This window comes from Corynebacterium frankenforstense, from assembly GCF_030211955.1.
In the GTDB taxonomy this organism is placed as follows: domain Bacteria; phylum Actinomycetota; class Actinomycetes; order Mycobacteriales; family Mycobacteriaceae; genus Corynebacterium; species Corynebacterium frankenforstense_A.
In genome coordinates, this window is record NZ_JASODI010000004.1 from 139,420 (window position 1) to 154,561 (window position 15,142).

A 15,142-nucleotide genomic window follows, 5' to 3' on the forward strand; every position below is an offset into this window, starting at 1 on the left:
CGCAACCGGACGAATGCGCGGAGGCCTTTTTCGTTGTTTTGAAGGAGCGCGTATGAGCCAGACACCCGCCCCCGAGTCCGAGAAGCTCGACGCCACCGCGGTGACCGTCATCGCGACCCTGGTGGCCACCTCGTTCGTGATGCTGCTCAACGAGACGGCCCTCTCGGTCGCCCTGCCCGTGATCATGGCGGACTTCGAGGTCGCCGCCGCCACCGCCCAGTGGCTGCTCACGGCCGTGATGCTGACGATGGCCGTGATGATGCCGACCACCGGCTGGATCCTGGACCGCTTCACCACGCGCACCGTCTACCTCTCGGCGGCCGTGTTCTTCCTGCTCGGCTCGGTGGCCTGCGCGCTCGCTCCCGGCTTCGGCGTGCTGCTCGGCGGGCGCATCCTGCAGGCCGTGGGCACCGCGATGGTGCTGCCGCTGCAGATGACCGTGGTCATGACCATCGTGCCGCCGGCCCGGCGCGGCACCGTAATGGGCGCGATCTCCGTGGTCATGGCCGTCGGCCCCGCACTCGGGCCGACCTTCGCCGGTGCCGTGATGTCCGCCTCCACCTGGCACACGACCTTCTGGATCATGGCCTGCCTCGTGGTCGTCGCCGGGCTCTTCGCCGCCTGGCGGATGACCAACGTCGGCGAGACCCGCATCGCCCCGCTCGACGCGGTCTCGGTGGTGCTCTCCGCCTTCGCCTTCGGCGGGCTGGTCTACGCGCTCAGCTCCATCGGCGCGATCGTGCGCGGCACCGACGCCGCCCCGATCGCCGTCGCCATGGCCGTGGTCGGCGTGATCGGCCTGGCGCTCTTCGTCTGGCGCCAGCTGGCCATGGGGGAGCGGGCGCTGTTGAGCCTGCGCCCGCTGACCGTGCGCAACTTCGTGCTCTGCGCGGTGGTCCTGCTCTTCTTCCAGGCCGCCATGCTGGGCGTGGCCAACCTGCTGCCGCTCTACCTGCAGGGGGCCCTGCTGACCACGGCGCTGCTGGCCGGCCTGGCCACGCTTCCCGGCGGCCTGGTCGAGACGGTGCTCTCGCCGGTCTCGGGTGTGATGTTCGATCGTTTCGGCCCGCGCCCCCTGATCGGGCCCGGCGTGGCCGTCGGCGCGGTGGCGCTCTTCTGGCTGTCCACCGTCGACCACGAGACCCCCTACGGGCTGATCCTGGCCATCTACGCGCTCTTCGCGGTCTCCATGGCCATGACGCTGACCCCGCTGATCACCACCGCGCTGTCCTCGCTGCCCAGCGAGATCTACAGCCACGGCTCGGCGATCTTCAACACCGTCATGCAGTTGGCGGGCGCGGCCGGCACGGCGGTCTCCATCGCCGTCTACGAGGTCGTCGCCGAGTCCCGCGGCGGCGACCCGGCCGCCGTGGGCGCCGGTGCCGGCTGGGCGTTCCTGGTCAACACGGTGCTGCTGGCCGTCGCCGTCGTCTTCGCCGCGTTCATCCGGCGCCCCGAGGAAGGCGCGGGTGCCGCGAAGGTCACCACGATCGCCGAGGAGCCGGCCGCCTAGTTGCCCGGCTTCAGCTCGCCGGCACGGTGCAGCATCGCGGAGGCGACGGTGAGGCGCAGCAGCGTCTCCTGCTTGCCGACGTCCACCCGATCGCCGTCGCAGAACCAGTCACCGTCGGCGGCGGGCGCGGCCACGGCCGCGCCGCGGGCGTCGACGAGCAGCACCCAGCCGTGCGGGTCGCGCGGCTGGAAGATCAGCGTCATGTGGTCGTTCTCGGGCAGGCGGCGCAGCGCGGGGCCGGCCATGGAGCCGGGGATCTCGAGCACGCCCTCGCCGGCGGGGCGCACGAGCACCTCGTGGACGCGCGGGAAGTCGCGCTCGGGGGTGGGCACGAGGATGCCGGGGCCGTACTCGTCGAGCTTCGCGGGCAGTTCGGCCGGGGTGACACGGATGGACATGGCACCCAGGTTAGGCGGGGTCAGCGTAGGCCGGGTCACTCCAGGCCGTGGCGGCGCGCGAGGATGCCGGCCATCGCGTCGCGGGGCAGCAGGCGGGCGGCGGCGAAGGCCAGCGGGGCCTGCGAGCCGACCGCGTAGAGGGCCGCGGGGCGGGTGGCCGTGATCGGCTTCATCACCTCGGCGGCGACGCGGTGGGCGGGGATGCCGCGCGACTCGTTGCGGTTGAGCCGGCGCAGCATGGTGGAAAACTCGTCGGCGTAGGGGCCCTCGGGGTCGACGTAGACGGTGCGCCGGGCCGAGAGCCCGGTGGCGATCGCGCCGGGCTCGACCACGGAGACGCCGACGCCGAAGCCGCGCAGCTCGCGGCGGGCGGCGAAGGCGAACTGGCGCACGGCGGCCTTGGAGGCGCCGTAGCTTCCCCGGTAGGCCAGCGGGAAGCTGCCGAGCATCGAGCCGATGAAGACGATCCGGCCGCGCCGGGAATTGCGCATGCCGGGCAGCACCTTCTGGGTGACCTCGATCTGGCCGATGGTGTTGATCTGGAAGATCCGCTCGAGCGCGGAGCGGGGCAGCTCCTCGACGGGTCCGTTCTGGGACTCGCCGGCGTTGTTGACCAGCACGGTCACCCCGCCGTCCGCGCTGCCGGAGAGCCCGCGGTTGCGCAGCTCGCCGGGCAGCAGGGCGATGGAGGCGGGGTCGGCCAGGTCGAGGGGGAGCAGCTCGACGCCCTCGGGCGCGTTCGCCTTGTGCGGGGCGCGCGAGGTGCCCAGCACGCGGAAGCCGGCGTCGCGTAAGGCCTCGGCCACCGCGCGGCCGATGCCGCTGGTCGCGCCGGTGACCAGGGCGGTCTCACCGGGGCGCACCGGCGGCAGGTTGACGGGCAGGAAGGTCGCCAGCGAGGCTGCGGAGCGGAGATGGCGCAGGAGGTTTGTCATGGCGACAGTGTCGCAGGTCTGCGCGGGTCGCGCGCGGGAATGAGGGGAGGTGCGCCATCCGGCTGCGGGCGGGGTAGAGGAGTTGCGGCATGGGCCGAACGTGTCACAGGGGTGAGGAAAATCCGCAGGGCGCGGTGTCTGAGGGCGAAAACTCTCATGGATGTGCACTCGGGCGAAACCTTGAGAGATTAGAAGGGGGTCTAATCTCACACGGATCGGCCAACCGCCGGAATCGTGCGCGATTAGCGGGGACGGTGTCAGCACGCGGCGTGGGGTCGGGGCGCGCGTCGCCTGCGCGTGGCACGTTCAGGCGCGGATGGTTAAAGTTGAGTGCCAGCGACTCAAAGAATTTCGCCTTGAGTGGAATGGACTCAACCTCTGCGGCGTTGTGGAGGGTGAACAATAAACCGTGCGGCGCGCGCCGGGGTGACCGGCGCGGCGTCGTCAATGAAAGGCACACACACTTATGAGCTCCTTCAACCCCACCACGAAGACTTCGGAGGCGCTGCAGGCGGCCCTGCAGTCGGCCTCCCAGAACGGCAACCCCGACATCCGCCCGGCGCACCTGCTGGTCGCCGTCCTCGAGCAGGGGGAGGGCGTGGCCGCGCCCGTGCTCAAGGCTGCGGGCGTGGACCCGCAGTCCGTGCTCGACGAGGCCAAGAAGCTCGTCGAGGGTTACCCCTCCGCCTCCGGGCAGAACATGGCCAACCCCAACTTCAACCGCGAGGCGCTCAACGCGCTGACCGCGGCGCAGGAGCTGGCCGGCGAGCTCGGCGACGAGTACGTCTCCACCGAGGTGCTGCTCGCGGGCATCGCCCGCGGCGACTCCGACGCCGCCGACCTGCTCAAGGGCCGCGGCGCGACTTACGAGGCGATCACCGGCGCGTTCCCGACGGTGCGCGGCTCCCACAAGGTGACCAACCAGGACCCCGAGGGGCAGTTCCAGGCGCTGGAGAAGTACTCCACCGACCTGACCGCCCGGGCCCGCGAGGGCAAGATCGACCCGGTCATCGGCCGTGACTCCGAGATCCGGCGTGTGGTCCAGGTCCTCTCCCGGCGCACGAAGAACAACCCGGTGCTCATCGGCGAGCCCGGCGTGGGCAAGACCGCCATCGTCGAGGGCCTGGCCCGGCGCATCGTCGCCGGCGACGTGCCCGAGTCGCTCAAGGGCAAGACGCTGATCTCGCTCGACCTGGGTTCCATGGTCGCCGGCGCGAAGTACCGCGGCGAGTTCGAGGAGCGCCTCAAGGCCGTCCTCGAGGAGATCAAGAACTCGAACGGTGAGATCGTCACCTTCATCGACGAGCTGCACACCATCGTCGGCGCGGGTGCCGCCGGCGAGGGCTCCATGGACGCCGGCAACATGATCAAGCCGATGCTCGCCCGCGGCGAGCTGCGCCTGGTCGGCGCGACCACGCTCGACGAGTACCGCAAGTACATCGAGAAGGACGCCGCGCTCGAGCGCCGCTTCCAGCAGGTCTACGTCGGCGAGCCCTCGGTGGAGGACACCGTCGGCATCCTGCGTGGACTCAAGGAGCGCTACGAGGTGCACCACGGCGTGCGCATCCAGGATTCCGCCCTGGTCGCCGCCGCGCAGCTCTCGGACCGCTACATCACCAGCCGCTTCCTGCCGGACAAGGCCATCGACCTCGTCGACGAGGCGGGCAGCCGGCTGCGCATGGAGATCGACTCCTCCCCGCAGGAGATCGACGAGGCCGAGCGCATCGTGCGCCGCCTCGAGATCGAGGAGATCGCCCTGGAGAAGGAGTCCGACGCCGCCAGCGCCGAGCGCCTGACCCAGCTGCGCGCGGACCTGGCCGACGAGCGCGAGAAGCTCGCCGAGCTCAAGGCCCGGTGGGCCAACGAGAAGGGCGCGATCGAGAAGGTCCAGAAGGCCAAGGAGGAGCTCGAGCACCTGCGCAACGAGTCCGAGATCGCCGAGCGCGACGGCGACTACGCCCGCGTCTCCGAGCTGCGCTACGGGCGCATCCCGGAGCTGGAGAAGGAGCTCGCCGAGGCCGAGGGCGCGGCGGAGACCCGCGGTGCGGGCGCCATGCTCACCGAGGAGGTCACCCCGGACACCATCGCCGAGGTCGTCTCCGCGTGGACCGGCATCCCCGCCGGCAAGATGCTCCAGGGAGAGACCGAGAAGCTGCTGCACATGGAGGACGAGCTGGGCAAGCGCGTCGTCGGGCAGTTCGACGCCGTCACGGCGGTCTCGGACGCGACCCGCAGGGCGCGCGCCGGGGTGGCCGACCCGAACCGGCCGACCGGCTCCTTCCTCTTCCTGGGGCCGACCGGCGTGGGCAAGACCGAGCTGGCCAAGGCGCTGGCCGAGTTCCTCTTCGACGACGAGCGCGCGATGGTGCGCATCGACATGTCCGAGTACGGCGAGAAGCACTCGGTCGCGCGCCTGGTCGGCGCTCCCCCCGGATACGTCGGCTACGACGCTGGCGGCCAGCTGACCGAGGCCGTGCGGCGGCGCCCGTACACCGTCGTGCTCTTCGACGAGGTGGAGAAGGCCCACCCGGACGTCTTCGACATCCTGCTGCAGGTGCTCGACGACGGTCGGCTGACCGACGGGCAGGGCCGGACCGTGGACTTCCGCAACACGATCCTGATCCTGACCTCGAACCTGGGCGCCGGTGGCTCGCGCGAGGAGATCATGGCGGCGGTGAAGAAGGCCTTCAAGCCGGAGTTCATCAACCGCCTCGACGATGTGGTCATCTTCGACTCCCTCAGCCACGAGCAGCTGACCCACATCGTCGAGATCCAGGTCGCGCGCCTGGCCGAGCGGCTCTCGCAGCGCCGCCTGAGCCTGCACGTCTCCGACGCCGCGAAGAGCTGGCTCGGCGACCGCGGCTACGACCCGGCCTACGGTGCCCGGCCGCTGCGCCGCCTGATCCAGCAGGCGATCGGCGACCGGCTGGCCAAGGAGCTGCTCGCCGGGAACATCGTCGACGGCGACACCGTCGAGGTGGACGTCGCCGACGGCGGCGAGAACCTGACCATCGAGGCGGCCCGCTGAGCGGCACTCCGCTGAGGCGGTAAGCACAAAAAAGGCCGCAGTTCACGCCGAACTGCGGCCCTTTTTGCTGCCGGATCTTTGCTCTCCGGCCTCTCACCGGCCCCGTCTTCCCTGATCGCTCGCAGTGCGGAGCACTCCCCGAAATCTTTAAGGAATGCTGAAAATAAACTGCCCACAATATAAAATTCCGGGCATGAGGAAGATCATCATTGCCGCCGGCGCCGCGCTCGCCGTGCTGGCCGCCCCCGTCCAGGCTCTCGCCGCCCCCTCCCAGACCCTCGGGGTCGAGATGGGCAACGGGACCGTCGTCACCCGCACCGTCAACGTCAACACCGCCGCTGACCGTGAGACCGCGCTGAACTACCTGAAGAAGGTCCGCGCGGACATGTGGGACAGGAACATGCCCTTCGAGGGCACGGGCCTGCAGCAGCTCGAGCCGGACAAGGCCGCCTACGTCAACCGGCTGCAGTGGAGCGGTGACCTGGAGCGCATCGCCTACCAGCGTGCCTTCGAGCAGTACGACGCCCGTGGGCTGTCGCACACGCGCCCGGACGGCTCGAGCTCCTCGTCCGCCACGGTCAACGGCAACGGCGCGTGGGGCGAGAACCTGTGTGGGAACTTCTCGCTGACCGGTTGCCTCAAGGCGCTGACCTACGGTGAGGAGCGTGGCCTGCGGGCTGCCAAGGGAGATTTCTCAGGTGGCGGCCACCTCCACAACGTGCTCAACCCCGCCAGTGACTACGTGGGCGCGGCCTTCATCGGCAAGTGGGGCTCGACCCAGCACAGCTCGTTCCCCTCGAGCACGGCACCGCTGGACATCAAGGGCACCACGGAGTTCTCGGCGGCCACCCCGGACCCCGGCGGCTTCACCTTCCGCAACCAGGGTGGCACCCCGAAGCCCGGCGAGCAGCCCGGTGAGCAGCCCGGCGACAAGCCGGGCGACACCACCAAGCCGGGCGACGGCAACTACACCCCGAACGTCCCCGACCTCTCCTCGCTCAGCTCGAACACCGAGGCCGGCAAGATCATCGGCATCATCTTCGGCGTCATCTCGATACTCATCCCGATCGGCGCGTGGCTGATGAACAGCGGTCTGCTGCCGTTCTAAGTCACACTGCGCACCCGGCCCGGTCTGCATAAGATCGGACCTATGACCAACCTCGTCTCGACGTCCCAGCTCAACGAGCTCCTCGCCCGCGGTGCGGCGGTCAGCCTCATCGCCACCTACTGGGGCCCGCACAAGGACGCGGGCTTCACCCGGTTCGCCTCCGAGCACATCCCCACCTCCGTCTACTGCGACCCGGCCGCCGCGCTCAGCAGCGTGCCGGACTTCCACGTCGGCCGCAACCCGCTGCCGGAGCCGATGCGCCTGCGCGATTGGATCCAGAACTGGGGCGTCGACGAGGACAGCTACGTCGTCGTCTACGACGAGGGCCGCGGCCTGCTCGCCGCGCGCACCTGGTGGACGCTGCGCTGGGCCGGCCTGACCAACGTCCGCATCCTGGACGGCGGTCTGGCCAAGTGGCTCTCCGAGGACCGCATGCACATCGCCGGCCCCGGCACCCTGCCGGGCACCTCGCGCTTCGAGCCGGAGGTCGGCGAGATGCCGGTGCTCAACCTTGAGGAGGTCCGCGAGTTCGACGGGCTGCTCATCGACGCCCGCGAGGCCGACCGCTGGGCCGGGCGCCGCGAGCTTCTCGACGTGCGCGCCGGGCACATCCCAGGCGCGGTCAACGTGCCGGTGCGCAGCCTGCTCAACGAGGACAACACCTTCCGCAGCCCCGGCGAGCTGCGCGAGATCTTCGGCGCCGTCGGCATCACCGGCCCCGAGGACGCGAAGCGCACCTGCGTCTACTCCGGTTCGGGCAACCACTCCGCGCAGCTGCTCGCCGGCATGGAGCTGGCGGGCCTGCCGGGCGCGGCGCACTACATCGGCGGCTGGTCGCAGTGGTCCTACCACGACCTGCCCATCGAGAGCTCCCTCTAGACGGATCCCCGGCCCCGCCCGCCCGCGTGGCCGGGCGCGGTGACGATAGGCTCTAGAGCGTGATTCCGACTCTGCTCTTCCTGCTCGCCGCCCTCGCGCTGCTTGCCGCCCTGGCGTTGTGGAGCCTCGATTCCCGACGCCGCGGTGGTTCCACGGGCGCGCCCGACGCCCGCCCGGAGGCGGACGCGGCGGCCCCGGCGCCCGAGCCGGCGCCTGACGCCGAGCGGGAGGCCGGGCAGGCCCCCGAGGCTGAGACCGAACCCGAGCGGGAGCCTGCGCCTGAGCCGGTGGACGAGGAGCCGCTCGACGTCGAGGTCGTCGAGGAGCCCGAGACCCCGGAGGCCGCAGCGTCCGCCGCCGCGCCGGTGAACGCAGCCGAGCCGGAACCCGGACCCGAGGCTGAGCCCGAACCCGAGCCCACCCCCGAGCCGGAGCCCACCCCGCAGCGCCGCGGCGGGCTGCACCTGCCGGGCGCGCTGCGCCGCGAGCGCCGCGCCTGGGCCGAGGAGAACGGCTTCAGCTTCGCGCGCGCCGACGAGTACCTGACCGACGAGTGGTCCCGCGGGGCCGCCGCGGCCGGGGCACCCGCCCGCGACGTCGTCAGCGGCACCTTCGCCGACGAGGTCGGCGCCGAGCACGAGTTCCATCTGCTGGACCTCGGCCGCAGCCCGGTGCTCGCCGTGCGCCGCGGCGCGGCCTCCCCGGTCGTGGTGGACATGCGCCGCGCCGGCTCCGTCGGCGAGGAGTCCTCGGACCTGGTGGACGTCACCGAGGCCGCCGGCTTCACCGTGCATGCCTCCGACCAGGGTGCGGCCGCCCGCTTCCTCGACGCCCGCGTCGGGCGGGCGCTTTCCGCCATGCCCTCGGCCGTGACCGCCGCCTGGTGCGAGTCGAGCTGGACGCTCGCCGAGCTCGCCCGCGGCACCCGCGTCGAGGAGGCCGAGGCGGCCCTCGCCCCGCTGTGCCTGCTCTCCGACGCCGCGCGCGTGCTGCCGCCGCGCGGCGCGGGCGTTCCCCTGGACACCGACGGGCTGGACCCGAGCCGGACCACCCCGCCGCCGCACGAGCCCGAGGCCGGCGCCCGCGAGCCCGAGCACGCTCCGGAGGCCCCGGAGAACCCGGTGGCCCGCCCCGAGGAGCCGCTCGAGATGCCCTCCCGGGCGCGCGCCCAGGCCCACGGCGTCGTCGAGCCGCGCGCGCTCGGCGGCGACGAGGTCGACGCCATCGCCGAAGGCGGGCATACCGGCGAGGCCACCGATGACCATCAGGGCACCCGCGTGGTGCGCCGCGGCTCGATGGGCTCGTCGATCTTCGACGACCTGACCGCCGAGCTCGGCCACGACCCGCTCGCCGAGGGCGGCGCCGAGGGGGAGGAGACGGCCCGGGGCGACGACGCGGGGCGCTAGACTTTCTGGCTATGAGCATCAGCGACGTCGCCATCTCCGATCTCGACCGCCTGGCCGAACTCGTCCGCGAACTCGCGGTCGTGCGCGGCAAGGTCATCCTCTCCTCCGGCCGCGAGGCCGACTACTACGTCGACCTGCGCCGGGCGACGCTGCACCACGAGGCCGCCCCGTTGATCGGCAAGCTGCTGCGCCAGCTGACCTCTGACCTGGACTTCGACGCCGTCGGCGGCCTCACCCTGGGCGCCGACCCGGTGGGCACCGCCGTCCTGCACGCCGAGGGCCGGCCGATCGACTCCTTTGTGGTGCGCAAGGAGGCCAAGAAGCACGGCATGCAGCGCCGCATCGAGGGCCCCGACGTCGCCGGCCGCAAGGTGCTGGTCGTCGAGGACACCACCACCACCGGCAACTCGCCGCTGACGGCCGTCAAGGCGCTGCGCGAGGCCGGTGCCGAGGTCGTCGCCGTGGCCACGGTCGTCGACCGGGAGACGGGCGCGGACAAGGTCATCGCGGACGCGGGCCTGGAGTACCGCCACCTGCTGGGCCTGGCCGACCTTGGACTCGAGTAACAGAGCCCCCGGCCCCACCGAGTGGAACGAGGGTCGCCACGGTGTCGGCCCCTGGGCCGAGGAACACCCCGGCGAGCCCGTCCCCGACGACGCGCGCCTGGACCCGGAGCTCCTGGCCGTCGGCGACCGGCGCAACGTCGTCGACGCCTACCGCTACTGGCGCCGCGAGGCGATCGTGGCGGACATCGACCGCCGCCGCCACCCGCTGCACGTGGCCATCGAGAACTTCGAGAACGACGCCAACATCGGCACGGTGGTGCGCACCGCCAACGCCTTCGCCGTCGACACCGTCCACATCGTCGGCCGGCGCCGCTGGAACCGGCGCGGGGCGATGGTCACCGACCGCTACCAGCACCTGATGCACCACGACACGGTCGCGGACCTGATGGACTGGGCCGCAGGGGAGGACCTGACGGTGGTCGCGGTGGACAACACCCCGGGCAGCGTGCCCCTGGAGACCGCCGAGCTGCCGCGGCGCTGCCTGCTGCTCTTCGGTCAGGAGGGCCCCGGGGTCACCGAGTCCGCTCAGAAGGCGGCGCAGATGACCTGCTCGATCGCGCAGTTCGGCTCGACGCGCTCGATCAACGTCGGAGTGGCCGCGGGCATCGCGATGCACGCCTGGGTGCGCCGGCACGCGGATCTTTCCGCCGCGTGGTGAGCACTACCCACCGTGGGCGCTAATATGTGACGGGACGACAACCACGACCGCGCGGGCGCGCGGCGAGCTGGAAGCACAGGACGGGAGACGTGGCGGAGACCACCGGTACAGAGCACGCGGCCTCGGAGAAGTGGGCGCACCGCGCCGACCTCGCGGAGAACGCCATCAACGAGCGCCACGCGTCGAAGCTGTGGGGCCTGCCGCGCACGAACCTCGCCGTCACCGCCTGGCCGCCGACGACCAAGGAGTCGCTGTTCGTGCGCTGGCACTACTGGTGGCAGGCGCACTACCTGGACTGCCTGATCGACGCCTTCGAGCGCCGCGGCACCAAGACCCGCCGGGCGCGGGTGCGCCACACGGTGCGGGGCATCCGCATCCGCAACGGCGGGAAGCTGACCCGCAACCGCTACTACGACGACCGCGCGTGGCTCTCGCTGGCTCTGGGGCGTATCAACGAGCACACCGGGCGGGGCACCAAGAAGCAGACCCGGGACCTCGAACAGGCGATTCTGGCGGGCATCGACGGGCTGACCGGCGTGCTGCCCTGGCGGGTGGGGGAGACCTTCTACAACGTGCCCTCCAACGGCCCGGCGGCGATCATGATGGCGCGCACCGGGCGCCTCGACCAGGCCATCGCCGTGGTCTACTGGGTCATGGAGAACCTGATCAACGACGACGGCCTGGTCATGGACGGCCTGAGGATGCGTATGCACGGCCCCGAGCTGGTGCGCGACATCCACCCCTACTGCCAGGGCGTGATGCTGGGTGCGTGCCTCGAGATCGCCCTGGCGCTGCGCGAGCGCGCCGGCTTCAGCGCCGACGAGTCGATCTCCGGCTGGGCGGACGCGGACCGGGTGGATGACGCGATGCCCTACATCACCTTCGTGCGCTCGCTGGTGCACGCGCTGGCCCTGGAGATGGCCACGCCGCAGGGCGTGATCGACTGGGACACCGGCGACGGCGACGGTGGGCTGTTCAAGGGGATCCTGGCGCGCTACCTCGCGGACGTGGCCGTGCGCCTGCCGGCGGATAGCCCGGCGAACCGGGCGACGAAGAAGATCGCGCGCCGACTGGTGTTCAACTCCGCCGACAGCGTCTGGAACCACCGCCTCGAGGTCGACGGCCTGCCCGTCTTCGCCACGGACTGGACCGACGACGCCCGCCTGCCGCACAACTTCGGGCTGGGCCCGCACTCGCTGGCCGAGCACACGGGCATGGTGCGCATCGCCGAGCGGGACCTTTCGGTGCAGCTTTCGGGCTGGATGCTCATGGAGGCCGCCGCGCGCATCGAGCTGCAGGGCACGCAGGCTGCGGCCTAGGTGGGGCTCGGGGGCCGGGGGTTGTAGATTCGGCCATCCGAAAGGTTGACCGCGGATCGGGGGAATTAGCCGAGAAATTCAGAATGGTTCCCGGCTGTGAGGAATATTACTGAATGGGTTTCAATCTGTGGGGAACCTGTCAAGGGGGTGTTGAGGTTCTGTATCGCGAAAAGGGGTGTGACCTGTACCTTTCGGTGCGAATATGCATATAAGACGGTCAAATTGATAGGCCTGTGCTCTGGACTTATGTGTATACATACGCGCAGATTGAGGCATGGGGCCTATTTTGAGGTCATTACACAAGCTGGTGGCCGTGGAGGAGCCTGAAAAAGCATCTAAGGTGAGTTCAGGCGGCGTCCAAGATTTACCCAGCTGCACGTAACCGTCCCGCTGGCGTCCGGTCGCCCCTGTCTTGTAGGACCGGCCCCTCGATGAGGTGCCGGACGTCTTGGAAGGAACAAGTTCCTTGAACAGCTCACAGATTATTTTCCGGCGGGGAGGGGGCTCTCGGCGCAACGCCGTCGAGGGTCTGAGCCTCAAGCGCCGGATCCGTATCCTGGTCGCCGCCGGTGCGGCGTCCGCTCTGGCCGTCACGGGCTCTGTTGTTGTGCCGCAGGGCACCGGTATCGTGCCGGCCGCTGTGGCGCAGGAGAGCGACGCCTCAAACGAAAATGCTGATGCGAGCGACGACAACAATCCGGCAGAATCTCACGATGGTGCTGCAGTTGCCAGGGGGGAAATGGCTCCGACGGCCGTATCCCCCAAGGGGCTGACCAAAAAGTTCCCAAAGGCGACCAATTGGAATGGTTCTCCGGCTGCCTACTTGCCCGATGCCACTGACCCGATCGATGCCGACGTCATTGCAGATGGCTCCATTAAGAACACTGACAATTTCGTCTCGGGTGCGGCTGGTCAGGGGACGTACTCGGGTCGTCTGTTCTTGGATAATGGTGGCTCCTACGACACGACAACCAACTCGGCTGCAAGGTTGGATGGCGTCACGGTCTATATGCAATGGATGGATCAGGATTCTCCGGCGAGTCCCGTCTTCAAAGCGAAGACGCATACGCTTCCTGGTGTTAACGGGGGCAAAGGGACGTTCGGCTTCGGACATCTGAACTGGGTGGACGCGAACGGTGTCCTTCATGTTTTCCATCCGTCGAGCCTGATCGGTGATGTGCGGGTCAAGGTGTGGGTTGCTCCGAACCAGGCTGGTCCCGCTGGCGGCGAGTTGCGAACTCTGCGGCAATCTCCAGGTAAGAGTGTGGCGTTCAGAAACCCTGGACGTGACGGGTATTTCGGTACTTTCGTTACTGAAGAGCGCTCGATTCAGAGGGGCGGGATATTCGCTTATGAAGCTCCGGAAGAGCAGAATCTCGAATATCTGACTCGGCCGCGAGGTGAGTGGAAGTCTGATAATGCGGGACCGCGTCCGACGCCTTCGAACCCCGAATCTGGCGGAGGTAACGGCCGTAACATGGTCAGCGGTAAGGTTTGGTGGGAGTCGAAGGAGCCCGATGTCAATGCAGCTTTCCCGTCCTCCGTTAACGAGAGTGTTGCTAGCGGTAACCGGGTGGTTATGTCTGTCCTGACTCCGGAGGGGCTTGCAGCCCTGCGGAGCACGCAGTCAATGCCTATCGCCCAGCGTGCGCAGGCGCAGAGGGAGATTCTGGAGGGCAATAAGGACTACATTGCCGAGACGGTGGTCGCACCAATTGACGGCGACTCGGGTCGGTACACCGTGCGCTTCAAGTCGATTCCGGGAGCTGATTCGCTCTACGGCTTCGTTGTGGGCCCGAATGACGAGATTTTGGCGTCGTATTCGCCCTGGGGCACTCCGGCGTTCTATGACCCGAACGATGGCCCTCACACTTCGGCGTTCTGGCAGGCCCCACGAAATTCGCTCTACAATGTGCATTTCGCTGTTGTCCCGAATCCCGACGAGGCCAAGCTCACGATCGACCACGATACGGGCGAAAATCCCGCCAAGCGGGGTGAGGCCGTCACTCCAACGGTGCAGTCGACGATCTACCCGGGGCAGAACTACGCGATCCAGTGGGTGGATCCGACTGGCAAGAACATCGGTGACCCGTGCGCGTTTTCCGCGGCTGGGACCATCGGGGATTGTGCTTTCAAGGTCCCTGATGGTGCAAAAAACGGTGAAATTTATCAGTCGCGTTTGCTGATCAACGGTGACATTGTTGATGCTAAGGCGTTCCGGGTTTTGGTCGACTACGAGCCGACCTACGAGGACACCGAAATCAGCGCTGGCGAGACCAAGGAGGTGCTGCCCGCCTACGCAAAGGACGACGCCTCCGATGAAGAAAAGGTCCGGGTCACCCCTGGAAAGAATGTCGCAGCGTATGCGCTTCCGGAGGATTACAAGGCGCCGGAGGGGTACACGGTTTCTGTGGATCCCAAGACTGGCAAGGTGACTGTCAAGGCGCCGGATGAGCTTGGGGCGGACACCGCTACCGACTTCGAGGTTCCCGTCGAAATCACGTATTCGGATGGCGCCAAGAAGGATGTTGTGAAGGCCAAGTTCAGCTGGGTCGATATGACCACAGCTGAGGTCAACAATGAACCGGTGACCGTTGTCGAGGGGCAGGAATCGGCTCCGTTCGACACCGCTAAGGATGTTCCGGAAAATGGCAGGGTCGAGAGCACGGGTCTGCCGGCTGGTCTGGAGATTGAGGATCCTGCTACCGGTAAGGTCACCGGCACCCCGGAGAAGCTGAAGGACTGGGGTGAGGACGAGGAGTCCCGCGATGTCCCCGTTATGGTGACGATCAAGGACGAGAACGACAAGGTTGTTGCTGGTCCGGAAGAGAAGATCATCACTGTTCAGCGTGACACCGACAAGGACGGTAAGCCGGACGTCACTGATGAGGATGACGACGACGACGGTTACACCGACGAGCAGGAGAAGGAGAAGGGTTCTGATCCCAAGGATTCGAACTCGATTCCTGCCACGGTGATTGACCCGGTTGAGGGTGTGGAGATCACCAACGGTGATCAGACTGTCGTCGAGGGTAACCCGATCGAGGACGTCACGATCACGCCGGCCGACAAGGACGCGAAGGTCACTGTCGATGAGAAGGATCTGCCGAAGGGCGTTGACTTCGATCCTGAGTCCAACAAGATTTCCGGTACTCCGGAGGTCAATGATTGGGGTAAGGACGAAGAGGAGCGTGACTTCGAGATCTCGGTGACCGTCGAGAACCCGGATGGTTCGAAGAAGACCGAGAAGGTCACCATCACTGTTCAGCGTGACACCGACAAGGACGGTAAGCCGGACGTCACTGATGAGGATGACGACGACGACGGTTACA

General features: G+C 68.5%; 11 protein-coding genes. 9 read left to right on the forward strand and 2 right to left on the reverse strand.

What is annotated here, in order from left to right:
• Positions 1-52 precede the first annotated feature (52 nt).
• Complete coding sequence (locus QP119_RS03635; protein WP_284773713.1) at positions 53-1,513, forward strand: DHA2 family efflux MFS transporter permease subunit; 1,461 nt, start codon at positions 53-55, stop codon at positions 1,511-1,513.
• Here QP119_RS03635 and QP119_RS03640 read toward each other — a convergent pair.
• Together QP119_RS03640 and QP119_RS03645 are read right to left on the reverse strand one after the other, a co-directional pair.
• The gene (locus tag QP119_RS03640; RefSeq protein WP_284773714.1) at positions 1,510-1,911 is read right to left on the reverse strand and encodes a hypothetical protein; all 402 of its coding nucleotides are present in this window, start codon (positions 1,909-1,911) and stop codon (positions 1,510-1,512) included. The genes QP119_RS03635 and QP119_RS03640 overlap by 4 nt on opposite strands.
• A gap of 35 nt (positions 1,912-1,946) precedes the next feature.
• Entirely contained in the window at positions 1,947-2,846 is a 900-nt protein-coding gene (locus QP119_RS03645; protein WP_284773715.1) for an SDR family oxidoreductase, read from the reverse strand.
• 466 nt (positions 2,847-3,312) lie between these two features.
• Between QP119_RS03645 and clpB the strand changes: the two genes are divergently transcribed.
• The 8 genes from clpB to QP119_RS03685 all read left to right on the forward strand — a co-directional run.
• Positions 3,313-5,874, forward strand: a complete 2,562-nt coding sequence (gene clpB, locus QP119_RS03650) for an ATP-dependent chaperone ClpB (RefSeq protein ID WP_284773716.1) — start codon at positions 3,313-3,315, stop codon at positions 5,872-5,874.
• Positions 5,875-6,067: 193 nt separating this feature from the next.
• Positions 6,068-6,982 carry a CAP domain-containing protein gene (locus QP119_RS03655; protein WP_284773717.1) on the forward strand — a complete coding sequence of 305 codons (915 nt, stop codon included), beginning with the start codon at positions 6,068-6,070 and terminating at the stop codon, positions 6,980-6,982.
• Between the two features lie 42 nt (positions 6,983-7,024).
• Positions 7,025-7,861, forward strand: a complete 837-nt coding sequence (locus QP119_RS03660; RefSeq protein WP_284773718.1) for a sulfurtransferase — start codon at positions 7,025-7,027, stop codon at positions 7,859-7,861.
• A gap of 59 nt (positions 7,862-7,920) precedes the next feature.
• Positions 7,921-9,267: a hypothetical protein gene (locus tag QP119_RS03665; protein WP_284773719.1), complete on the forward strand. Its 1,347-nt coding sequence runs from the start codon at positions 7,921-7,923 to the stop codon at positions 9,265-9,267.
• A gap of 11 nt (positions 9,268-9,278) precedes the next feature.
• Complete coding sequence (gene pyrE / locus QP119_RS03670) at positions 9,279-9,833, forward strand: orotate phosphoribosyltransferase (RefSeq protein ID WP_284773720.1); 555 nt, start codon at positions 9,279-9,281, stop codon at positions 9,831-9,833.
• Positions 9,820-10,491 carry a TrmH family RNA methyltransferase gene (locus QP119_RS03675; RefSeq protein ID WP_284773721.1) on the forward strand — a complete coding sequence of 224 codons (672 nt, stop codon included), beginning with the start codon at positions 9,820-9,822 and terminating at the stop codon, positions 10,489-10,491. The genes pyrE and QP119_RS03675 overlap by 14 nt, the downstream gene beginning before the upstream one ends.
• Before the next feature lie 89 nt (positions 10,492-10,580).
• Complete coding sequence (locus tag QP119_RS03680; RefSeq protein WP_284773722.1) at positions 10,581-11,810, forward strand: glycoside hydrolase family 76 protein; 1,230 nt, start codon at positions 10,581-10,583, stop codon at positions 11,808-11,810.
• Positions 11,811-12,276: 466 nt separating this feature from the next.
• Positions 12,277-15,142 (forward strand): YPDG domain-containing protein (locus QP119_RS03685; RefSeq protein WP_284773723.1); only part of this gene is annotated, 2,866 nt, incomplete at its 3' end.

Bases quoted from the DNA above. Each gene is read 5' to 3' on its own strand.
- pyrE (WP_284773720.1), top strand. From the start codon at position 9,279: ATGAGCATCAGCGACGTCGCCATCTCCGATCTCGACCGCCTGGCCGAA.
- QP119_RS03640 (WP_284773714.1), bottom strand. From the start codon at position 1,911: ATGTCCATCCGTGTCACCCCGGCCGAACTGCCCGCGAAGCTCGACGAG.
- QP119_RS03635 (WP_284773713.1), top strand. From the start codon at position 53: ATGAGCCAGACACCCGCCCCCGAGTCCGAGAAGCTCGACGCCACCGCG.
- QP119_RS03645 (WP_284773715.1), bottom strand. From the start codon at position 2,846: ATGACAAACCTCCTGCGCCATCTCCGCTCCGCAGCCTCGCTGGCGACC.
- QP119_RS03655 (WP_284773717.1), top strand. From the start codon at position 6,068: ATGAGGAAGATCATCATTGCCGCCGGCGCCGCGCTCGCCGTGCTGGCC.
- clpB (WP_284773716.1), top strand. From the start codon at position 3,313: ATGAGCTCCTTCAACCCCACCACGAAGACTTCGGAGGCGCTGCAGGCG.
- QP119_RS03660 (WP_284773718.1), top strand. From the start codon at position 7,025: ATGACCAACCTCGTCTCGACGTCCCAGCTCAACGAGCTCCTCGCCCGC.